The sequence below is a fragment of the Streptomyces sp. NPDC008137 genome (assembly GCF_042957035.1).
Classification (GTDB): Bacteria; Actinomycetota; Actinomycetes; order Streptomycetales; family Streptomycetaceae; genus Streptomyces.
Genome location: NZ_JBIBHN010000038.1, coordinates 27,385 through 48,246 on the forward strand (window position 1 = coordinate 27,385; position 20,862 = coordinate 48,246).

19 protein-coding genes and 1 pseudogene are annotated in these 20,862 nt (G+C 71.8%); 12 read left to right on the plus strand and 8 right to left on the minus strand.

Annotated features, from left to right (window positions below):
- Window positions 1-48: 48 nt before the first annotated feature.
- Window positions 49-1,542 carry a helix-turn-helix domain-containing protein gene (locus ACFZBT_RS36470; RefSeq protein WP_391113352.1) on the minus strand — a complete coding sequence of 498 codons (1,494 nt, stop codon included), beginning with the start codon at window positions 1,540-1,542 and terminating at the stop codon, window positions 49-51.
- Between the two features lie 136 nt (window positions 1,543-1,678).
- On the opposite strand from ACFZBT_RS36470, the gene ACFZBT_RS36475 reads away from it, so the two are divergent.
- From ACFZBT_RS36475 to ACFZBT_RS36495, 5 genes are all read left to right on the plus strand, one after another.
- Window positions 1,679-2,299, plus strand: a complete 621-nt coding sequence (locus tag ACFZBT_RS36475; protein ID WP_391113354.1) for an L-threonylcarbamoyladenylate synthase — start codon at window positions 1,679-1,681, stop codon at window positions 2,297-2,299.
- Between the two features lie 192 nt (window positions 2,300-2,491).
- Complete coding sequence (locus ACFZBT_RS36480; RefSeq protein WP_391113357.1) at window positions 2,492-3,247, plus strand: dienelactone hydrolase family protein; 756 nt, start codon at window positions 2,492-2,494, stop codon at window positions 3,245-3,247.
- A gap of 122 nt (window positions 3,248-3,369) precedes the next feature.
- A complete protein-coding gene (locus tag ACFZBT_RS36485; protein WP_391113360.1) occupies window positions 3,370-4,215 on the plus strand; it encodes an MHYT domain-containing protein in 846 nt (281 codons plus the stop codon).
- Window positions 4,216-4,261: 46 nt separating this feature from the next.
- Window positions 4,262-5,767, plus strand: a complete 1,506-nt coding sequence (locus ACFZBT_RS36490) for a metallophosphoesterase (protein ID WP_391113364.1) — start codon at window positions 4,262-4,264, stop codon at window positions 5,765-5,767.
- Window positions 5,768-5,846: 79 nt separating this feature from the next.
- A complete protein-coding gene (locus ACFZBT_RS36495; RefSeq protein WP_391113367.1) occupies window positions 5,847-6,893 on the plus strand; it encodes an LLM class flavin-dependent oxidoreductase in 1,047 nt (348 codons plus the stop codon).
- A gap of 3 nt (window positions 6,894-6,896) precedes the next feature.
- Here the strand turns inward: ACFZBT_RS36495 and ACFZBT_RS36500 are convergent, their stop codons facing one another.
- Window positions 6,897-7,364 carry a MarR family transcriptional regulator gene (locus tag ACFZBT_RS36500; RefSeq protein ID WP_391113370.1) on the minus strand — a complete coding sequence of 156 codons (468 nt, stop codon included), beginning with the start codon at window positions 7,362-7,364 and terminating at the stop codon, window positions 6,897-6,899.
- A gap of 95 nt (window positions 7,365-7,459) precedes the next feature.
- On the opposite strand from ACFZBT_RS36500, the gene ACFZBT_RS36505 reads away from it, so the two are divergent.
- Window positions 7,460-7,921 carry an ester cyclase gene (locus tag ACFZBT_RS36505; protein WP_391113373.1) on the plus strand — a complete coding sequence of 154 codons (462 nt, stop codon included), beginning with the start codon at window positions 7,460-7,462 and terminating at the stop codon, window positions 7,919-7,921.
- A 33-nt stretch (window positions 7,922-7,954) separates the two neighbouring features.
- On the opposite strand, the gene ACFZBT_RS36510 is transcribed toward ACFZBT_RS36505, so the two are convergent.
- Entirely contained in the window at window positions 7,955-8,929 is a 975-nt protein-coding gene (locus ACFZBT_RS36510) for a TauD/TfdA family dioxygenase (RefSeq protein WP_391113375.1), read from the minus strand.
- Window positions 8,930-9,018: 89 nt separating this feature from the next.
- A complete protein-coding gene (locus ACFZBT_RS36515; RefSeq protein ID WP_391113378.1) occupies window positions 9,019-10,563 on the minus strand; it encodes a GH32 C-terminal domain-containing protein in 1,545 nt (514 codons plus the stop codon).
- Between the two features lie 163 nt (window positions 10,564-10,726).
- Here ACFZBT_RS36515 and ACFZBT_RS36520 point away from each other — a divergent pair, with 163 nt between their 5' ends.
- Genes ACFZBT_RS36520 through ACFZBT_RS36535 form a run of 4 tightly spaced genes read left to right on the plus strand, consistent with a single transcriptional unit; the run spans window position 10,727 to window position 15,340 of the window.
- A complete protein-coding gene (locus tag ACFZBT_RS36520) occupies window positions 10,727-12,136 on the plus strand; it encodes an extracellular solute-binding protein (protein ID WP_391113381.1) in 1,410 nt (469 codons plus the stop codon).
- On the plus strand, window positions 12,133-13,089 hold the full coding sequence (locus tag ACFZBT_RS36525; protein ID WP_391113385.1) for an ABC transporter permease subunit: 957 nt from the start codon (window positions 12,133-12,135) through the stop codon (window positions 13,087-13,089). Before ACFZBT_RS36520 ends, ACFZBT_RS36525 begins: the two co-directional genes overlap by 4 nt.
- Window positions 13,090-13,106: 17 nt before the next feature.
- The gene (locus ACFZBT_RS36530; RefSeq protein WP_391113388.1) at window positions 13,107-13,961 is read left to right on the plus strand and encodes an ABC transporter permease subunit; all 855 of its coding nucleotides are present in this window, start codon (window positions 13,107-13,109) and stop codon (window positions 13,959-13,961) included.
- The gene (locus ACFZBT_RS36535) at window positions 13,958-15,340 is read left to right on the plus strand and encodes a GH32 C-terminal domain-containing protein (protein ID WP_391113391.1); all 1,383 of its coding nucleotides are present in this window, start codon (window positions 13,958-13,960) and stop codon (window positions 15,338-15,340) included. The genes ACFZBT_RS36530 and ACFZBT_RS36535 overlap by 4 nt, the downstream gene beginning before the upstream one ends.
- Here ACFZBT_RS36535 and ACFZBT_RS36540 read toward each other — a convergent pair.
- A complete protein-coding gene (locus tag ACFZBT_RS36540) occupies window positions 15,303-16,367 on the minus strand; it encodes a substrate-binding domain-containing protein (RefSeq protein ID WP_391113394.1) in 1,065 nt (354 codons plus the stop codon). The genes ACFZBT_RS36535 and ACFZBT_RS36540 overlap by 38 nt on opposite strands.
- 104 nt (window positions 16,368-16,471) lie before the next feature.
- On the opposite strand from ACFZBT_RS36540, the gene ACFZBT_RS36545 reads away from it, so the two are divergent.
- On the plus strand, window positions 16,472-17,302 hold the full coding sequence (locus ACFZBT_RS36545; protein ID WP_391113397.1) for an aldo/keto reductase: 831 nt from the start codon (window positions 16,472-16,474) through the stop codon (window positions 17,300-17,302).
- Between the two features lie 33 nt (window positions 17,303-17,335).
- Window positions 17,336-17,470 (plus strand): annotated as a pseudogene (locus tag ACFZBT_RS36550) (3'-phosphoesterase); the annotation flags it as partial.
- A gap of 142 nt (window positions 17,471-17,612) precedes the next feature.
- Here ACFZBT_RS36550 and ACFZBT_RS36555 read toward each other — a convergent pair.
- From ACFZBT_RS36555 to ACFZBT_RS36565, 3 genes are read right to left on the minus strand one after another with little or no spacing between them, the layout of a single operon-like run.
- Window positions 17,613-19,955 carry a SpoIIE family protein phosphatase gene (locus tag ACFZBT_RS36555; RefSeq protein WP_391113399.1) on the minus strand — a complete coding sequence of 781 codons (2,343 nt, stop codon included), beginning with the start codon at window positions 19,953-19,955 and terminating at the stop codon, window positions 17,613-17,615.
- A gap of 60 nt (window positions 19,956-20,015) precedes the next feature.
- Complete coding sequence (locus tag ACFZBT_RS36560; protein ID WP_391113402.1) at window positions 20,016-20,483, minus strand: redoxin domain-containing protein; 468 nt, start codon at window positions 20,481-20,483, stop codon at window positions 20,016-20,018.
- Window positions 20,480-20,860, minus strand: a complete 381-nt coding sequence (locus tag ACFZBT_RS36565; protein WP_189729852.1) for a DoxX family protein — start codon at window positions 20,858-20,860, stop codon at window positions 20,480-20,482. The genes ACFZBT_RS36560 and ACFZBT_RS36565 overlap by 4 nt, the downstream gene beginning before the upstream one ends.
- Window positions 20,861-20,862 lie beyond the last annotated feature (2 nt).

The following is a 20,862-nucleotide window of genomic DNA, read 5'->3' on the forward strand; positions in this document are numbered from 1 at the left end:
TTCGTCCCCCCTGAATTTGGCCAACCGGTTGCCTCCGAGGCAAATCCGTCAGCCGTGGCGGTGGAAAACCGGCAGGTCCAGGTCCCCGACAGCCAGGTGCGCGAGCACGACCTCGTACAGGTCGGTACCAGCGGCCAGCAGCTGGCGCTCCAGGACGGGTTCGGCGCTGCGGACGTGCTCGCGCACGGTCTGCGCGTGCACGCCCAGGGTCTGCGCGGCCCGTTCGGCGTTGCCGCCGGCGGCGATCCAGGTGCGCAGGGTCCGGCGCGGGTTCCTGGCGTCCGCGTCCAGCCGGCCCAGCAGGTCCTGCGCCCAGGTGCGCACGGCGGGCCCGGACAGCAGGTCGGAGAACTGGAGTCCGGGGTTGCCGGTGCCGCCCGCCGGGTGCGCGTCGGGCAGGCCGATCTGGGTGTTGAGCGCCAGGTGGACGACGGCCCGGACCGTGAGGTCGGCGAAGTCCGTGCCGAGCATGCCCTCGACGCGTTCCATGCGGGCACGGACGGTGTTGCGGCTGACGCCGAGGACCTTGGCGGCGTTGACGGCGGTGAACTCCAGGCCGAGACGGCTGGTGGCGAGCAGTTCGGCACGGGTGTGGTGCGGCAGGGTGTCGAGCGGGCGCAGCACGCCGGACGTCCAGCCGCGCAGCGCCACCGGGTCCATCAGGCGTTCCGGGTGGGTGCGCTCGGCGTACACGGCCGTCTTGTCGGGCCGGAAGTGGGCGACGGCGAGGGCGCTGACGGCCTGTCCGTACGCGGTGGCGGTCCGGGCCAGGCTCTGCCGGACGCTGCCGCCGAGGAAGAGGTCCGGGTGCCGTCCCACCAGTGACCGCAGGGCCTCGCGCGTGGCGTCACGGGGGCTGACGACGATCACGTGCCCGTCCATGGCCGGGCAGCGCACGACCAGGGCCTCCTCCCCGGTGCTGTCCAGGCACTCCTCGGCGACGCGGTCGCGTACGGCGGGGCCGGACTCGACCACGTACACGCACGCCGTCTCGGCGTCGAGCAGCCCGGGCCAGAGCCCGGCGGCGACGCGGCGGGCGGCGACGGTGTCCTCGACCATGAGCAGTTGCAGGATGGCCAGGCGCAGGTCGGAGGTGGCCCGCCGGAGCCGGTGCCCCGCCGCGGTCGACTCGCGTGCGGTCAGCAGGAGCTCGATCACCTGGGCGGTGTGGGTGACCACGTCGGAGGCCCGCCGGTCGAAGGGGGTCGCGCGGGAGACGGCCAGCACGCACGCATGGGAGGGGTGTTCCACCCGGACCAGGCGCAGATGGCGCTCCCGGCTCTCCCAGGCGGCGGAGGCGATCCGGCCCGCGGTGATGTCCGTGACGAGGTCCTCGTCCAGCGGCAGCCGGTTCCCGGCGATGAGATTCCCGGCGGCGTCCTGCAGGGCCACCGATCCGCGCACGGCGCCGGAGAGCCAGGCGACGACTCTGCGGACGTCGCGTCCCGCCGGGCGCAGATGCTCGAGCAGTTCCTCCGCCCACGCCGCACCCGCGCCGGCCGGCGTCTCCTGCTGCCGGTTCCCGTCCTCTCGGCCAGCCACCTGGGCCTTCCCCTCGTTCCTCGCACCGACTCCGGCGCACCGGTCGGGGACGTTACCTCACGTGTGCCGTGCACTCATCCCGGGCCGAAGCCCCACCCTGCGCCACCGGTCCACACGGGCGGCATAAGCTCGGCAGATGGCGAAGTACTACGACGTGCACCCCGACAACCCCCAGCCGCGCACCATCGGCCAGATCGCCGACAGCATCCGCGCGAACGCTCTTGTCGCCTACCCGACGGACTCCTGTTATGCACTGGGCTGCCGCCTGGGCAGCCGTGACGGCATCGACCGGATCCGGGCGATCCGCAAGCTGGACGACCGGCACCACTTCACTCTCGTGTGCCAGGACTTCGCGCAGCTCGGCCAGTTCGTGCGGGTCGACAAGGACGTGTTCCGCGCGATCAAGGCGTCGACGCCCGGCAGCTACACGTTCATCCTGCCCGCGACGAAGGAGGTGCCGCGCATGCTGCAGCACCCCAAGAAGAAGACGGTCGGCGTCCGGATCCCGGACCATGTCGTCACCCAGGCTCTGCTCGCCGAGCTCGGTGAGCCGCTGCTGTCCAGCACGCTGCTGCTGCCCGGCGAGGAGGAACCGATGACGCAGGGCTGGGAGATCAAGGACGAGCTCGACCACGTCCTGGACGGGGTGGTCGACTCCGGCGACTGCGGCACCGAGCCGACGACGGTCATCGACTTCTCCGGCGGGGAGGCGGAGATCGTGCGGCACGGCGCGGGCGACACCTCACGGTTCGAGTAAAGGGCACACCAAGGGCCGTTCACGGTTCAACCGTGTGCGGGGGGTGGGCGGAATGCCCCGGGAAGCGGCGTGTCACGATGCCCGTGATCCGCCCGGTCACGCGGACGCGTTCCTTGCGGGACCCGGCAGGGCCGGCGTCTCGCGGGTCCGAGACCCCCGCGCCACCGTCCCCCTCAGAGAGGCAGCCCAGCCATGACCGCCGTACAGGGAACCGACGTCGACATCCGCACCGAGGACGGAAGCGCGGACGCGTATCTGGCCCGCCCCGACGACGGGGCCGCCCATCCGGCGGTCCTGCTCTACATGGACGCCTTCGGACTGCGTCCGCGGCTGCGGTCCATGGCCGACCGGCTGGCCGGTGAGGGATACACGGTGCTGGTGCCGAACGTGTTCTACCGGCACGGTCGGGCCCCGCTGTTCGAGCTGCCGGAGTTCATCGACCCGGGGGCGCGTCCGGAGATATTCGAGCGCATCATGCCGGTCATGCAGGCCCTGACGCCCGACCTCGCGATGCGGGACGCCGCCGCCTATCTGGGCTGGCTGGCGGAGTCTCCCGCGGTGGCCGACGGCCCGGTCGCGCTGACCGGCTACTGCATGGGCGCCCGGCTCGCGCTGCTCACCGCCGGCACCTACCCGGAGCGGGTCGCGGCCGCGGCCGGTTTCCACGGCGGGCGCCTGGCGACGGACACACCGGACAGCCCGCACCTGGTGGCCGGCAGGGTCACCGCCGAGCTGTACTTCGGCCACGCCGACGAGGACCCCTCGCTGCCGCCGGAGCAGATCGAGCGCCTGGAGGAGGCCCTGACGGCCGCGGGCGTGCGCCACCGCTGCGAGGTGTACCCGGGCGCGCCCCACGGTTTCACGCAGGCGGACACGGCGTCGTACCACCAGGAGGGCGACGAGCGGCACTGGGCGGCGCTGCTCGACCTCTTGAAGCGCACATTCTGACCGAAGTCGACTCTCGATGAACGGAAGTTGTTGATCTACCGACGGTAAGGGCTTGCTTTCACGTGTCCATTGCACGTAGACCTTGCCTCCACACCAGCCAGGACTCTGGGGGGAGTTGGCTCATGGACGGCACGGTCGACGGGTTCCGCTACGGTGCGGTGACCCCGGTTGCGGCCTATCTGATGGCTTGCCTGGGAGGGGCACTGGGGCTGCGGTGCATCGTGCGCTCGCTGCTCGACGCGCGATCCTGGAAGCCCGGCTGGCTGGCGTTAGGCGCCGCCTCCATCGGGTGCGGCATCTGGACGATGCACTTCATCGGCATGATCGGCTTCCACGTGGAGGAGACCCGGATCCGCTACGACGCGGCCACGACGGTGCTCAGTCTCGTCGTGGCCGTCGTCGTGGTCGGCATCGGCGTGTTCATCGTCGGCTACCGCGGTACGGGCCGCGCGGTCCTGGCGATCGCGGGCACCGTCACGGGACTGGGCGTCGCGACCATGCACTATCTGGGCATGGCGGCGATGCGGCTGAACGGCGACGTCGGCTACGACCCGCTCGGTGTCGCGCTGTCCGTGCTGATCGCCATCGCCGCCGCGACCGCCGCTCTGTGGTCGGCCGTCACGATCCGCAACCTGCTGATGAGCCTCGGGGCGAGCCTGGTGATGGGGGTGGCGGTGTCCGGGATGCACTACACGGGTATGGCCGCCGTCAGCGTCCATGTGCACGACACGGCGGGCGGGACGTGGGAGGGCGACTCGCCCATGTCGTTGCTCCTGCCGATGCTGCTGGGACCGGTCGTCTTCCTGCTGCTGGCCGGGGTCGTGGTGATGTTCGATCCGCTGCTGGTGGCGGGCGAACGGTCCTCCGCGTCGCACCCGGGCACCTCCGGCCAGGGCCCGGCCGCCAACTCCGCTGCGTCGCGGGGCGGTTCGCGGCGCGGAACGGCGTGGCCCACCCGAAAGCGCTGACCGACCCGCGGCGGACGGTTCCTGGATCGATTGTTACGGTGCAGCGGTGTCTGACTCCTCACGCGATACCGCCGAAGGCGCCGGCTGGAACAGCACCGAACGCGGCGCGTACCAGCAGTTGATGCCGCGGCGGGTCGAGAAGATCTCCTGGCTGAACCCGAAGACACTGTGGGCCGCCCGCAACGGCGTGCTGGCCTCCTGGTTCGGCGACCCCACCGGCCGAATACGCGGCCGGTGGGTGGCACAGCGCGAGGCCACCGGCGCACCGGCCGACAAGGTGATCCGGCGCGAGGAGCCGGACCGTTTCTCCTTCCTCGTCATCGGCGACACCGGAGAGGGCGACGACCCTCAGTACGCCGTCGTGCCGGGCTTTCTGAAGACCGGTCAGGACAGCAGCTTCGCCGTGCTGGCCAGTGACGTGATCTACCCGGTGGGCAGCGCGGACGACTACGACACCAAGTTCTTCCGGCCGTACCAGGACTACCAGGCGCCCATCTACGCGATACCCGGCAACCACGACTGGTACGAGGACCTCGGCGGCTTCATGCGCGTCTTCTGCGACGACGCGCCGCCGCTGCCGCCCGAGCCCCGGCCTCGCCCCCTCAGCCGGGCCTGGCTGCGCTCCCTGCTGTGGCACAAGGCACGCCCGGACGACGGTCAACACCTGCCCGAGGCCCGCAAGTTGCGCTCCTCCCCCGCCCAGCAGGCCGTCCAGCCGGGCCCGTACTGGGCGATCGACGCCGGACCGGTGCGGATCGTCGGCATCGACACGGGCCTGCTGGGCACCCTCGACGCCGAGCAGGGCGCCTGGCTGCGCGAGGTCTCCCAGGGCCCGCGCCCGAAGATCCTGATCACCGGCTCGCCCCTGTACGTGGACGGCAGGCGCGAGCCGTGCTCCATCGAAGGGGGCGGCACGGTCGACGACATCGTCCGCGACCCCGCGCACCACTATGTGGCGGCGATCGGCGGCGACATCCACAACTACCAGCGCTACCCCGTCCGGCTGGACGACGGACGCACTCTCCAGTACGTGGTCGCGGGCGGCGGCGGGGCGTTCATGCACGCCACCCACACCATCCCCCGCGTCTCCGTCGCGGACGTCACCGAGCAGGACTTCCGCTGCTATCCGCTGCGCGGTGACTCCCTCGCCTTCTACAGCCGGCTCTACGGCCGCCGGCTGCGCATGCGCCGCTTCTTCACGCTCACCGAGGCCGAGGCGACGGCCGTGATCGCCGAGCGCCTCGGCATCCGGCCGGCCCGTGCCCCGGGCGCCTCGACCCGAGTCACCCGGCGCGTCCGCCTGGTCGCCGGGCTGCTCGGCACCGGCCGCCGGCCCGACAAGGCCAAGCGGTTCCGGCTGCCCGTGCGGAAGATCTACACGTCGCTGTTCTCGCCGAGCTCGGCGACCTACAGCCCGCCGTTCTTCAAGTGCTTCCTGCGCCTGGACGTCTCCCCGGACTCGGTCCGCCTGCGCTGCTACGCGGCCACCGGCGACCGTGCCCAGGAACTCTCCCCGCCGGTCGAGGACGAGGTGACGATCCCGCTGCGCTGACCCGGCGCGGCGGGAACAGGGCGGGCGGCGGCGGGGTTGGCACAGCCGTATCCATTGAACGTTCAATGATGGAGGTTCCGTGCCACCGACCTCACGACCGCTGCGCAAGCTGGGTTTCCTGACCATCGGGCTGTTCGACGAGGCGGATCCACGCCGTGGCCACGAGTCGACACTGGAGATCATCGAGCTGGGCGAGCGGCTCGGCTTCGACAGCGCGTGGGTACGCCACCGCCACCTGCAGTACGGCATCTCCTCCCCCGTCGCAGTCCTGTCCGCGGCCTCCCAGCGCACCCGCCGCATCGAACTCGGCACGGCGGTCATCCCGCTCGGCTGGGAGAACCCACTGCGGCTGGCCGAGGACCTGGCCACCGTCGACCTGCTGTCCGGCGGCCGCCTCAACCCTGGCGTCAGTGTGGGCCCGCCGACCCACTTCGACCAGGTCAAGGGCGCGCTCTACCCGGACACGGCCGACGCCGAGGACTTCGGCCACGGGCGAGTGGAACGACTGCTGGACTTCGTCCGGGGCGAGCCGGCGACGGACTTCAGCGGACGCGAAGGCTTCGAGGACTTCTCGCGGCGGGTGCAGCCGCACTCCCCCGGCCTGGGCCGCCGCCTGTGGTACGGCGCCGGCAGCCCGCACTCGGCCCGGTGGGCGGGCGAGCACGGCATGAACCTCCTCACCAGCAGCGTCGTGAAGGCCGAAGAACCCGACGGACCCTACGACTTCGCGGAGGTCCAGCTCTCCCACATCCGCGCCTTCCGCGCCGCCCACCCGGACGGCACCGCCGCCCGGGTCTCACAGGGCCTGGTCGTCATCCCGACAGACTCCGCCTCCCCCGACCAGCGCGCCCGCTACGAGAAATACGCCGCCGTGCGCGCCGTGCGCACGACCGAACCCCAGGGCCCGGCCCGACTGCTCTTCGCGCCGGACCTGGTGGGCACCTCGGCTGAGATCGCCGAACAGCTGGAGGAACACGCCGCGTTCCGAGAGGTGGACGAGGTCGCGTTCGCCCTGCCGTTCACGTTCGAGCACGAGGACCATCTCCAGATCCTCACCGACATGGCGACGAAGCTCGGCCCGGCACTGGGGTGGCGACCGGGGCCACCGGCGTCTTCCCGTGCTTGACGGTCAGCCGTCGCGCAGGCGTGCCGTCTGTTCGGTTCCCACCTCGGTGGTGCGTCGCAAGTACCGCTCGATCACGGTGAGTTCGTCGTCGGTGAAGGCCTCCAACGCCTCGTCGAAGGCCTTCCCGGGAGTGTTCCAGGCGGCTTCGATCTCGGGGGTGCGGCCGGAGGTCAGGGAGACGAGCATCTTGCGCCGGTCGTGGGCGTCGGCATGGCGCTCGGCGAGACCGGCCTTCTGGAGGCGGTCGACCAGGCGGGTGGCCGAGCCGGAGGTCAGACCGGTCAGCTCCGCGATCTCTCCCGTCGTGCGAGGACCGGGCTCCAGGGCGAGCAGGCTCACGCACTGCAGGTCGGTGGGGTGCAGGCCGAGATGTTCGGCCATGGCCTGGTTGAACAGCGTGTACGCGGCATGGTGACGGCGCGCCGTCGCGGTGACCGCCGCGATCAGCTCCCCGCGGGTTCGGCTTGACATGAATCGTCCTCACGTCCTACTTATATCTGTGCCACGCAGATAATGTGTGGCGCAGGTCCTTTGTAGCACGCCGCCATCCGACTCCGGGAGAAGCCATGGCCACCCACACCCCCGAGCAACTGCGCGTCCTCCACGCCCGCTGGAGCGAGTTGTGGCGCGGCGACTTCAGTCACGCCGAGGAGATCCTCGACCCCGGCTTCGTCGTCCACCAGGCCCGCCCCGACGGCAGCGACTCCGAAGCCGTCACCGGCCCCGAGCGCCTGCTGCCCGAGATCGAGCAGACCATGGCCGCCTTCGACGACATCACGATCACCGTCGACCTCGGCCCGATCGTCGACGGCGACCTGATCTCCGCCCGCTGGACCATGCGCGCCGCCTACAGTGGCGGCATCCCCCAGGCCACCGCCCCCATCGGAACGAGGATCTGCTTCAGCGGCAACGACATTCTGCGCGTCCGGGAAGGCCGGTTCGTCGAGTACTGGACCTGCACCGACATCCTCGACGGCCTGTCCCAACTCGGCGCCGTCTCCGGACCCAACGGCCCCGCCCAGCACTGAACCAGTGGCCCGCGAGGACTCGCCGGGCCCGGGTCACCAACGTCCCGGCGCCGTCCCCGTGATCGGCTCCGACGGCTTGCCGTCCACCCCGACGGGCACGTCCCCCGCGAGCATCACCCGGTGCATGATCCGCGGGTGGTCGAGATGGGCGGTGTCGCCGGGGGCGAGATGCATCGTGGCGCGGTTGTCCCAGAACGCCACGCTGCCCGGTTCCCAGCGGAACCGCACCGTGTACTCGGGCCGGACCGCCTGCTCCAGCAGCAGGTCCAGGATCGCGCCGCTCTCGGGCCGGGAGAGGCCGGCGATCTGCTCGACGTAGTAGCCGTTGACGTAGAGGATTCGTTCCCCGGTCTCCGGGTGGACGCGCACCAGCGGGTGCAGCGAGGCGACCTGACGGTCCAGCAGGTGGCGGATGTACGCGTCGTCGCCGGGCCGGGGCTGGTAGCCGACGCCGAGCCGGTGCTCGGCCCGCAGCCCGTCGGCGAACTCCCGCAGCGGCGCGGAGAGTCCGGCGTACGCCGCCGCCAGGTTCGACCAGGTGGTGTCGCCGCCGTAGGGCGGTACGGTCTCGGCGCGCAGGATCGTCGCTGCGGGTGGGTCGACGCGGGCACCGTGGTCGCAGTGCCAGCCGCGCAGCAGGGTATGGCGGCGGCGCCGCAGCCACTCGTCGTGCTCCATGCCGAACCGCCCGCCCAGTTCGAGGCGGTCGGCGGTGGTCTCGATCTCGGGGAAGTCCGGCGGCGAGGCCTTGCCGCGCCGGGGCAGCACCACGGTCTCGCCGAACCGGCGCGCGAACGCCACATGTCCGGTGTGGTCCAGCCGCTGGCCCCGGAAGAACACCACCTTCCACCGCAGCACCGCCGCCCTGATCGCGGCGATCACGGCGTCGTCGAGGTCCGCGGCCAGGTCGACGCCCCCGATCTCGGCGCCGATGTGCCCGGCGACCGGCTTCACCTCCACCCCGGCGTCCCGCGCCGTCTCGTCCGTGATCGGGCCGTCCGTCGTCATGAGCGCTCCGCTGGGTCGTGGGCGTGGTTCTGCCGTCCCGAAGATCGTGACAGTGATCTCCGCCCGGGGCGACACCGCGTCGGATCCCCTCACACCCTGAACTCCCGGACCACCGTGTTCCGGAACACCGCCTTCCCGTCGACCGTGAAGAGCGCGAGCCCTGTGTCGACCAGGTAGGGGAAGGCCGCCGAGGAGTGCACGTACCGGCCGTCGTCCACGAACATCTCCACCGACGTACGGTCGACCAGGATCCGCAGCCGCACCGCGCGCCGGGCCGGGTCGAAGGGGCTGTGGCTCTCCTGCCATCGGCCCGACATGTCGGGGGACACGCTGGGGCGGCGGTTGAGGTAGGCGTAGTCGCGGTGGACGCCGGCGTCGATGTGCCGGACGCCGTCCGGGGAGCGCCGCAGCTGCACTCCCGCACCCGTGACCTGTTCCCAGGTGATCTCGCAGGTCAGCTCGTAGGCGGTGCCCCGGTAGTCGAGGAGGCGCGTGCCCTCGACCTCCAGGTCCCCGAGCCGGACCGTGCGGGAGACGTACCGGTCGAGTGCGGCTACCGGCCGGGACGCCAGGTAGTAGGTGCCGTCGGCGCCGCGCTGCAGGGTGATCTCACGGCCGATCGAGTCGGTGCCGTTGAAGCCGTCGCTGTCGATGGTGGGCGTGATGTGGGCGTAGTCCCAGTTGTTCAGCCAGCCGATCGCACAGCGGGTCTCCTCGTCGAGCGTGCCGTCGGCGCCGCGCTTGTCGAAGGTGACGGCGCCGTACCAGTCCCAGCCGTGGTCGAGCCACTGCGGCTCGGACCCGTCGGCGGTGAAGGCGCTGCCGTCGAAGGAGCCCGTCCAGTACGCGTAGGTGTTCGGCAGTCCGGCGGCCTTACCGTTGGCACTCACTCCGAGCACCCATCTCGCCGTTCCGTCCGCCGCGCGGATCCGGAACAGGTCGGGGCACTCCAGCACACCGATGCCGCCCCTGACGAAACCGCTCACATACGTCCATGACCTGAGGTCGGCGGAGTGGTAGAAGCCCACCTTGTCGTTCTCGGCGAGGGTCATCACCCATCGGCCACGTTCCTCGTCGCGGATCACTTTGGGGTCGCGGAAGTCGCGCACTCCGGGGTTGGGCAGCACCGGATCGGTGCCGTGCGGGGTGAACGAGCGGCCGCCGTCCGTGGAGTAGTACAGGTACTGCGCCTGGTCGCTCGGGCCGTCGTGCGGCGACATCGTGGCCAGCACGACGACCGCGCCCGCCCCGAAGCCCGCCGTGCCGTCCGTGTCGACCACCGCGGAGCCCGACCAGACATCGCCGTTGGGGGTGGTGTCCTTGGGCACGGCGATCCCCCGGTCCGTGAAGGAGACCAGGTCGGTACTGGTGGCCAGTCGCCAGGCGGTGCCGACCTCGCCGGAGAGGTAGTCGGCGTTGTGGAGGTAGTAGTAGTGGTACGCGCCGTCGATCCAGACCGGGCGCTGCGGGTCGTTCTTCCACTGCTCGGGAGTGGTGAAGTGGTACCCGGCGCGGTAGTTCGCACGGGCCGCCCTCGGCCTGGCCACGGCCTGGCCCGCCGCGGCGGGCAGTAACCCGCCGGCCGCACCCACGGCCGACCCGGCGAACAGAGCTCTCCTGGTGATCTCGCCCATCACACACCTCGTTCCTCTCGTCGGAAACGGCGGCTCATGGGACCAGGACTCTCGGACCTAACTCGTTAAAGGTCAAGCGCTCGCACGCCTTGACAGGTACGCCAGGCGCTCCCATCATCTGGGGCATCAACCCTCGACTAACACGAGTTAGGCCTCACCGACGATGACCGACTCGCACCTCACCCGCCGCGCCCTCATGCGGTACGGCGCCTATGGCGCGGGGGCCGCCGCCCTGGCCGGCACCGCCGCGAGCTGGGACCGGCTCACCGGAGCCGACATCCCCGGCCGGGACGACGGCTCCCTCGTCGTCGCCACTCTGGGCCCCGCCTACGGTCCGGAGGCCATCCGCACGCTCCAGGAGGGCTTCCGCGAGCTGCACCCCGACATCAAGCTCCGGATCAACGCGGTGCAGGCCGTCGACTGGTCGGACTTCTTCGCGAAGATCCTCACCCAGGTCGCGGCGGGCACCGCCCCCGACCTCGTCTATGTCGCCACCGAGGGCGTGCAGCTGTTCGCGCAGCGCCTCGGCGTGGCCCTGGACAAGTGGGTGCGGCGGGACGCGGCCGAGCTGAAGGAGTACTTCGCCGACGTCCACCCCTCGCTGGTGGAGTCGATGATGTACGAGGGCAGCCTCTACCAGCTCCCGGTGGAGTTCAACGCCGCCGACATGTACTTCAACCGCCAGGTGCTGCGCCGGGCGGGGGCGGACTTCCCGCCGGCCGACTGGACCCGCGACGACTTCACCACGCTGCTGCGGGACATGAAGAAGTCCGGCGGCTCGCGCTTCACACCGTACTTCTGGACCAACCGGCTCTGGGGCGGAGTGGTGCCCTGGCTGTTCGCGAACGACACCAATCTGCTCACCGAGTCCAAGGCGCCCGGCGGGCAGTGGCTGTGGGACGGCTTCTACCCTGCGGCTCAGCGCACCGGCCGCGGGGGCGGCTTCAGCTGGACGACGCCGCAGGCCACCCACGACCGCGTGGTGGAGGTCTACGACTATCTCGCCTCCCTCATCCAGGACGGCCTGTGCACCCGCCCCGAGGGCGGCAACGGCCAGAACCTCATCGGCGTGTTCTCCACCGGCCGGGTCGGTGTCACACCGGCCGGCGGCTTCTGGGCGGGCGGACTGTCTCTGGCCGGTATGGAGCGGGACGGCTTCGACGTGCAGTACTTCCCGCGCTGGCGCACCCAGCGCATGCAGTACGGCGCGGCGGGCTACGCGCTCCTGCGCACCTCGAAGATGCAGGACGAGGCCTGGGAGTTCATCAAGTACGCCGCGAAGAAGGACACCCTGACGCGGCTGTTCGCCACGAACCAGACGACCCCGGCGCGCCGCTCGCTGCTGACCGCCGACCGCTATGAGAAGACCGGCCCGGCGCACTGGCCGGTCTTCTACGACACCCTCGACCGGTTCCCCGACACGGGACCGATCCCGGCGCCGCCGCAGGTCGCCGAGGTCGAGCAGGTACTGCTGAAGCACACCGGCACGGCCCTGGCGTCCCCGCGCTCGGTGCGTCCCGCGCTGCGCCGGATGCAGGGCGACCTGGAGAAGGCCATGGAGCGTGACGCATGACGAACACCCAGATACCGCCGGCGCGCGCCGAACGCCCCGCGGACCCGCCGGCCCCGACGCCGAAGGGCCCCTCGGCCCGCGACCGCGGCACCCGCCTGCTGGCCACCCTGTTCCTGACGCCGACGATCGTCGGCATCGTCGTCTTCACGGTCGTACCGATCGCCGGCTCGGTCGTGCTGAGCCTCTTCCACTGGAACGTGATCGACTCGCCGAGCTACGCGGGCCTGTCCAACTACGGAGAGGTGTTCGGCGACGAGACCGTCCTGGTCTCCTTCCGCAACACGCTGGTGTTCATGGTGTTCGCGGTGGCGCTGCAACTGTTCGTCGCGCTGGCCCTCGCGCTGACGCTGAACGGGCGGATGCCGGTGTGGCTGCGGTCGGTGTTCCGCTCGGCGTTCTTCTTCCCGCTGGTGCTGTCCGCCGCGTCGATCTCGGTGGTGATGAAGTACCTGTTCAACCAGGACTTCGGGGTGATCAACTGGCTGCTCGGCTTCGTCGGGATCGCGCCGGTGCCCTGGCTGACGTCGGAGAACGCGGCGATGGCGACCGTGGTCCTGGTCTACGTCTGGCAGCAGTTCGGCTTCTCGTTCCTGCTGTTCGTCGGCGGCCTGAACAACATCCCGAAGGAGATCCACGAGGCCGCCGCCCTGGACGGCGCGACCGGCCCGCGCAAGCACCTCACCGTCACCCTGCCGCTGCTGTCACCCACGCTGCTGGTCGCCTCGGTCGTCGGCATCATCAACGCGCTGCAGGTCTTCGAGCAGCCGTACGTCCTCACCAACGGGGGTCCCGGCGACTCCACCCGCACGGTCGTGATGGTGATCTACGAGACGGCGTTCGAGCAGCTGCGCTTCGGTGAGGCGTCCGCGGTGGGTGTGCTGCTGTTCGTGCTGATCATGGCGGTCACGGCCCTCCAGTTCCGGCTCAGCCGGCGTTTCGTCCACTACCAGTGAGCCGGGTGAGTCTTCCCATGAGCCAAGCAAGCCTTTCCTCCGGCCGTGTGCGGTACCGGCTGGCGCCCTGGGCGCGGATCGCCGGGCTGGCCGTGTGCGCCCTGCTCACCCTCGGCCCGGTGGTGTGGACGGTCTCCACGTCGCTGCGCACACCCGCCGAGGCGTTCGACCTGCCGCCGCAGCTGATCCCGTCGAACCCGTCCACCGAGGCGTACCGCGGGGTGTTCGACCAGATCGACGTCTGGCTGCTGACGCTGAACTCCACACTGGTCACCGGGCTGATCGCGGTCGGCCAGATGATCACGGCGGGCCTCGCCGGATACGCCTTCGCACGGCTGGAGTTCCGCTTCAAGAAGCCGCTCTTCGGCCTGGTCCTGGCGACGATGATGGTGCCGTTGCAGGTCACCATCGTGCCGGTGTTCCTGGTGCTGAAGTCGATGAGCCTGACCGACACCCTGCTGGGACTGATCATCCCGGCCTTCCCGACCGCCTTCGGCACGTTCCTGATGCGCCAGTACTTCCTGGGCATGCCCAAGGACCTGGGCGAGGCGGCGATGCTGGACGGCGCCGGGCCGTGGCGGACCTTCCGGTCCGTGTACGCCCCGCTGGCCGCGCCCGGCCTCGCGATCGTCGGCGTGCTGGCCTTCAACTACCACTGGAACGAGTTCTTCCGGCCGCTGATCCTCGAGACGTCGGGGCAGAACTACACGTTGCCGCTGGGTCTGGTCTCCCTCCAGGGCAACCTCGGCACCGGCTCGATCTCCGTCGTGCTCGCCGGTGTCGTCCTCTCCATGATTCCCGCCGTCGCCGTGTTCGTCGTCGGCCAGCGCCCTCTGCGCGAGGGCATCACGTCCGCAGGAGTCAACCGTTGAGCCTCACCGCTCCCCCGCAGGACCCGCACGCCCCGCGCTACCGGGTACGTCCGCCCGCCAACTGGATGAACGACCCCAACGGGCCCTTCCGCTGGCGCGGCCGCCACCACCTTTTCTACCAGCACAACCCGGACGCCCCGGTGCACGCGAACGTCCACTGGGGGCACGCCTCCAGCCCGGACCTGGTGCGCTGGGAGCACCATCCGATCGCGCTCGCCCCGACACCGGGCGGCCCCGACGAGGCTGGCTGCTGGTCGGGGTGTGTGGTCGACGACGACGGCGTGCCCACGGCCGTCTACACCGGGGTCGACCGTGACCACACCGGCCTCGGCGCGATCTGCCTGGCCCGTGCGGCGGACCCCGGCGACGAGACGCTGACCGACTGGGCTCCCCTGCCCACGCCGGTGGTGGCGGGCCCGCCCGAGGGGCTGGACGTGGTGATGTTCCGCGACCCGTTCGTCTTCCGGCACGACGGAAGGCGCTGGGCGCTGGTCGGCGCCGGGCACGGCGACGGCACCCCGTCGGTGCTGCTGTACGACTGCGACGACCTGGCCGACTGGCGGTTCGCGGGAGTACTCCTGGACGGCCATGACCCGGCCGCCCGGGCCGCGTTCGGTGGCCGGGCGACCGGCTGGGAGTGCCCGCAGCTGTACGCGACGCGGGGCGGCGAGTGGGTGCTGGTGGTGTCGCTGTGGGACGGCCATCCCTGGACCACCGGCTATCTGACGGGCCGTCTGGACGCGGATCTGCGCTTCACCGCGCGGACGGGCGGCCTGCTCGACCACGGCCGTGACTTCTACGCCCCCGCCGTGCTCCAGGAGCCGGACCGCGCCCTGCTGTGGGGCTGGTCGTGGGAGGCCCGCGAGCAGGGCGAGCACGACTGGGCCGGCGTCCTGACCGCTCCCCGCGTCGTCGACGTCCATCCGGACGGAGCCCTGCGGGTGGCCCCGGCCCCGGAGCTGCACCGGCTGCACGCCGACGAGCCGTTCGTCACCGCCCCGGGCCGGGCCGCGCTGCCGACGGCCTACGACCTGACCGTCAGTGCCCGCGGTCGCGCCGACGTGACTCTCCTGCGGTCGGCCTCGGGCGCCGAGCTCACGGTCTCTCTGGACCCGGACGCGGGCACCGTCACCCTCGACCGGGGCGGCTGGCCACGCAAGGAGGCCGGGGCGGCCGAGCCGGTCGTCGTCCGGGTGCCGCCGCACGAGGAGCTCACGGTGCGCGTCCTCGTCGACGGCTCGCTGTACGAACTGTTCGTCGGCGACCGTGCCACGGTCACCGAGCGCGTCTACCGACGTCCGGACGACACAAGGGAGTTGAGTGTGACGTCCGGGGCGGCCGTCACCGGGTGGGCGCTGGTCCCACCGATGCGCGGCTGATCACCGGGCAGGCCAGGCGCCGCACGGTGGCGGGCGGTGTCCGTCCGGTGGCGATGGCTTCGAGGAGGAGGCCCGCCGCTGCCTCCCCCATCTCCCGGTGGGGCAGGGAGACGGTGGTGAGGGGCGGCGCGAGGTAGGCGGCCATGTGCTCCTGGTCGTCGTAGCCCACCACCGACAACTCGCCGGGTACGGAGATCCCGAGCCGGGTCGCGGCGTGCAGGACGCCCGCCGCGACCCGGTCGTTGTAGCTGAAGATCCCGGTGGGCCGCTGGTCGGCCGGGGCCCCGTCGAGGAGGCGGAGGGCGCCCTCGTACCCGGCGGAGATCTCCCCTCCGGTTCGCACGACCCACTCCCTGGGCACGGTGATGCCCTCGGCGCGCAGTGCGTCGCGGAAGCCGCGCAGCCGCTCCGCCGAGGCGATGTCGTCCTGCCCGCCGACGAGGGCGAATCGTCGGTGCCCCTGCTCCAGCAGCAGCCGGGCCGCCGTCCGGCCGCCCGCGCGCTCGGCGGGGATCACGGCGGGCAGCGAGCCGTCCTCGGGCAGACAGTTGGCCAGCACGGAGTGGGTGCGGTGCAGGCCCTCGGGGACGCGGACGCGGCGCAGGGACATGGCCGCGTAGATGATGCCGTCGACGCGCCGGTCGAGGAGTTCGGCGACCGCCGCGTCCTCCTTGGCCGGGTCGCCGCCGGAGTCGACGGTGAGGACCAGGTGCTCGCCGGCCCAGGCGGTGTCCATGGCGCCGCGCAGCAGCCGTCCGGCGAAGGGCGAGGAGGCGATCTCGTCGGTGACCAGGCCGATCACGGCCGTACGGCTGCGGCGCAGACCGCGGGCGACGGGGTCGGGCCGGTAGCCGAGCCGGGTCGCGGCCTCCCGGATGCGTTCCTGGGTGGCGGGCGAGAGGTTGCCGTCGGCCCGGCCGTTGAACACGAAGGACACCGCGGTGTGCGACACGCCCGCGAGCCGGGCCACGTCCCGCGAGGTGGGACGCCCCGATCCCGTCCCCGGCTTCTTCTCGGCGCTGCCCATGCCGTCCGCCGTCCTCATCCGCCACCCGTCCGGTTGATCATCGCCCACCCTATCCGTGACGCTGGAGGGACGACACGGTCAACAGCCAACGGGAAGGTCCGACGGTGATCAGCATCCCGACGCACACGCTCAACGACGGTACGGCGCTCCCCGCCCTGGGCCTCGGCACGTGGCCGCTGGGCGACGACGAGGCGCAGCAGGCGGTGCTCTCGGCCCTGGAGGCGGGCTACCGCCTGATCGACACGGCGACGAACTACCGCAACGAGACGGGGGTCGGCCGCGGTGTGGCCTCCGGCGTGGTGCCGCGCGAGGAGATCGTCGTGACGACGAAGCTCCCGGGCCGGCACCACGGCTACGAGGAGACCCTCGCCTCGTTCGAGGAGTCCCGGGCCCGCCTCGGCCTGGAGTACGTCGACCTGTACCTGATCCACTGGCCGCTGCCGCGCGTGAACCGGTACGTCGACTCCTGGAAGGCCATGGTCAAGCTGCGTGAGGAGGGGCTCGTCCGGTCGATCGGCGTCTCCAACTTCACGGCCGGGCACATCGAGCGGCTGGAGAAGGAGACCGGCGTCCTGCCCTCCGTGAACCAGATCGAGCTGCATCCCTTCCTGCCGCAGGAGGAGCTGCGCGCCTTCCACGCGGGCAAGGGCATCGTCACCGAGAGCTGGAGCCCGCTGGGCCGGGGCACGCCCCTGCTGCAGGACCCGGCCGTGGCGCGGATCGCCGCGGCGCACGGGGTGTCGGCCGGGCAGGTGGTCCTGCGCTGGCACACGCAGCTGGGCGCGGTGCCGATCCCGAAGTCGGCCAACCCCGAGCGGCAGCGCGCGAACCTCGACGTGTTCGGCTTCGAGCTGAGCGAGGACGAGCTGCGGACCGTCGCCGACCGGGCGCACCGGCGGGTCGGCGGGGACCCGGAGGTGCACGAGGAGTTCTGACGGGTACCGGGGCCCGCGAGGAGGGAGCCGCAGGTGGCCGATCGGGACCGGCTGCGGGACCACCGCGGCAAGCGCGACTTCGACCGGACCGGCGAGCCCCGGGGGCGCGGGGCGCCCGCCGGGGACCGGCCCCGGTTCGTGGTGCGGATCCATGACGCGAGCGCGATGCAAGCGGCCGGCCGTGCCCGGTCGCTGGAGCGCGGGCACGTCACGTTCCGGCTGAGCGGCCAGGTCCGGACGCAATCTCGCCCAGGTGGCCTCGGACGCGGCCGGGGCATGACGCGCCGGGGCGTGGTCGGAACAGCCGTGGTCAGAACAGCGGCGTGAGCGACTGCTCGCACCAGATGGTCTTGCCCCTGGTGGTCTGCCGGCTGCCCCAGCGCTGGGTGAGCTGGGCGACCAGCAGCAGTCCGCGCCCTCCCTCGTCGTCCTGGTGGGCACGCCGCAGGTGCGGGGAGGTGGAACTGCCGTCGGACACCTCGCAGATGAGGTTCTGGTCGCGGATCAGGCGCAGCTGGATGGGCGGGGCGCCGTACCGGATGGCGTTGGTGACCAGTTCGCTGACGACCAGTTCGGTGACGAAGGCCGTCTCGTCCAGCCCCCACGCGGTGAGCTGGTCGGTGGCGGCCTGCCGGGTGGCGGCCACCTCGGCGGGGTCCGGGCTGACGTCCCAGGTGGCGATCCGGTCCGCGCCCAGCGCCCGGGTGCGTGCCAGCAGCAGCGCCACGTCGTCGCTGGGCTCCTCGGGCAGTACGGCCTTCAGCACCGTGTCGCAGAGGGCGTCGAGCGAGTCGGCGGGCACGGTCAGGGCGCGGCACAGCTCGTCGGTGGCGTGGTCGACGTCGCGGTCGCGGTCCTCGATGAGTCCGTCGGTGTAGAGGGCGACGACGGAGCCCTCGGGCAGCTGGAGCTCCGTCGCCTCGAACGGCAGCCCTCCGACGCCCAGCGGGGGCCCCGCGCTCATGGGGATCAGCCGGGCGGATCCGTCGGGCAGCACCAGGGCGGGTGCGGGGTGCCCGGCGGCGGCCAGGTTCAGCCGGCGCGTGACCGGGTCGTAGACGGCGTAGAGGCAGGTCGCGCCGAGTTCGGCGACCTCGTCGCCCTCGTCGTCCGAGGCGAGATGGGTGACCAGGTCGTCCAGGTGGGTGAGGAGTTCGTCCGGCGGCAGGTCCACGTCGGCGAGGGTGCGTACGGCCGTGACCAGCCGGCCCATGGTGGCCGAGGAGGGGATGCCGTGGCCCACGACGTCCCCCACGACCAGCGCGACGCGGCTGCCGGACAGCGGGATGACGTCGAACCAGTCGCCGCCGATGCCGGCCGCCGAGCCGGAGGGGAGATAGCGGTGGGCGACCTGGACGGCGGCCTGGCCGGGCAGTCCCCTCGGCAGCAGGCTGTGCTGGAGGGCCAGTGCGGTGGTGCGCTCCCGGGCGAAGCGTCGGGCGTTGTCGACGCAGACCGCTGCCCGGCTGGCGAGTTCCTCGGCGAAGACGGCGTCGTCGGCGGCGTAGTCGTCCGGCTGCTTGATGCGCACGGCCACGGCGACGCCGAGGGTGGTGCCGCGGGCCCGCAGCGGCACCGCCATCATCGAATGGACGCCCTTGCGGTAGGGGCGCCCTTGCGGGGCGCGCGTGTTGCGCTCGGCGACCCATCGCATGAAGGACGGCTCCCCCGCCTGGCTGAGGATCGCGCGGCCCTCCCGCATCGCCCGGGCGATGGGCGAGAAGCCGGGGTAGACGTCCACTTCGCCGAGGCGGACGGCGGCTTCCGGGGTGCCCTCGGTGTGGGAGCCGTGGGCGACGCGCCGCAGCACGATCTCCTCGCTGGGCACGGTAGGCGACTCCTCGGCGCCGAGGACCCAGTCGAAGAGGTCCACGCTGGCGAAATCGGCGAACCGGGGCACCACGACCTCGATGAGTTCCTCGGCGGTGCGCACCACGTCCAGGGTGGTGCCGATGGTGGCCGCGGCCTCGTTCAGCAGGGCCAGCCGCTGCCGGGCCCAGTACTGCTCGGTGCTGTCGAAGGCGGCGAGGGCTGTGCCGAGGAGTTCGCCGGAGGGGTCGCGGACCGGCCACATCTCGGTGACCCAGGCGTGCTCCCGGTTCAGGGCCGGGGCGCCGGTGTAGCTCTCGTAGCGGAGCGGCCGACCCGTCTCGACGACGTGCCGGAGATGCCAGTTGAAGCCCTTGCTGTGCTCGGCCTCCTCGACGGTCTCCGGGAAGTGCCGGCCCAGCAGGGTCTCCTCGGACACGCCCATGACATGGCAGGCCGCGTCGTTGAGCCGCATGTACCGCTGGCCGACGTCGAACACGGACATGGACATGGACGCCTGCTGGAACGCCTGCCCGGCCAGGGATGTCTCCTCACCGCCGGGCGGCTCGGCGGTGATCACGAATCCGCCGGGCTCCCCGCCCGGGCCCGTCACGGCACACCCGCTGACACGGAGCCCGACCAGATAGCCGTCGCGGTGCCGCACCATGACGGTGCCCGACCGCGCGGACACCGCCTCGCGCGGCACGTCCTCGGCGAGCAGTTCCCGTACGGCCCGGCCCACGGCCTCTTCGGCCGGGTAGCCGGTCAGCCGCCGGGCACCCTCGCTCCACCCCGTCACGATGCCGCGCGCGTCGATGATCGCAGCAGCGGAGGCGTCCTCCATTCGTCCAGGATCATCCCTTTGCCGCCCGCTATCAACCGCGACGCAGCATTCGTGACGGTGTCAGCTCCGGTGAGCGCGCAGGGCGGCGAGCGCCCGGTCGGCGTGGGCGTTCATGCGCAGCTCGCTGCGGACGACGTCGAGGACGGTGTGGTCCTGTGCGATGACGAACGTGGTCCGTTTGGTGGGGGCCAGTGAGAAGCCGCGCTTCACGCCGAACCGCTCGCGGACGGTGCCGTCGGCGTCGGACAGCAGGGGCATGCCGAGGGAGTGCTGCCCGGCGAACTCCTGCTGACGCTCGACGGTGTCTCCGCTGATTCCGACGGGGTGGGCGCCGACGGCGGCGAACTCTGCGGCGAGGTCGCGGAAGTGGCAGGCCTGGGCGGTGCAGCCGGGGGTCAGGGCCGCCGGGTAGAAGAAGAGCACGACCGGCCCCTCGGCGAGCAGCCCGGACAGGGTGCGGACCGTGCCGGTCTCGTCGGGCAGCTCGAAGTCCTCGACCTTGTCACCGGTCTCGATGCGCGCGCTCACGACCGGCCCTCCGCGTTCCGTGCGACGCCGCGCGCCCAGAGCACGAGCGGCACCTGCAGCGGCAGGCGCCCGAAGGCGGCGGCCTTCTGCGGCGTGGGGCGGTGGCGCCAGTCGGCGGCCATCTTCACGTTGGCGGGGAACACCCCGACGAAGAAGGCCGCCGTGGCCAGCGCGGCCGCCTTGCGGGTACGCGGCGCCGCCAGGCCCGCGGCCAGCGCCAGCTCGGCGGCGCCGCTGGCGTAGGTCCAGGTCCTGGGCGTGCCCGGCAGGCCGCGCGGAATGGTCGCGTCGAACGAGCGTGGGGCGGCGAAGTGGGCGACCCCCGCGGCGGCCAGCAGGCCGGCGAGCAGCAGGGGCGAGCGTTCGGACCGGGACACGG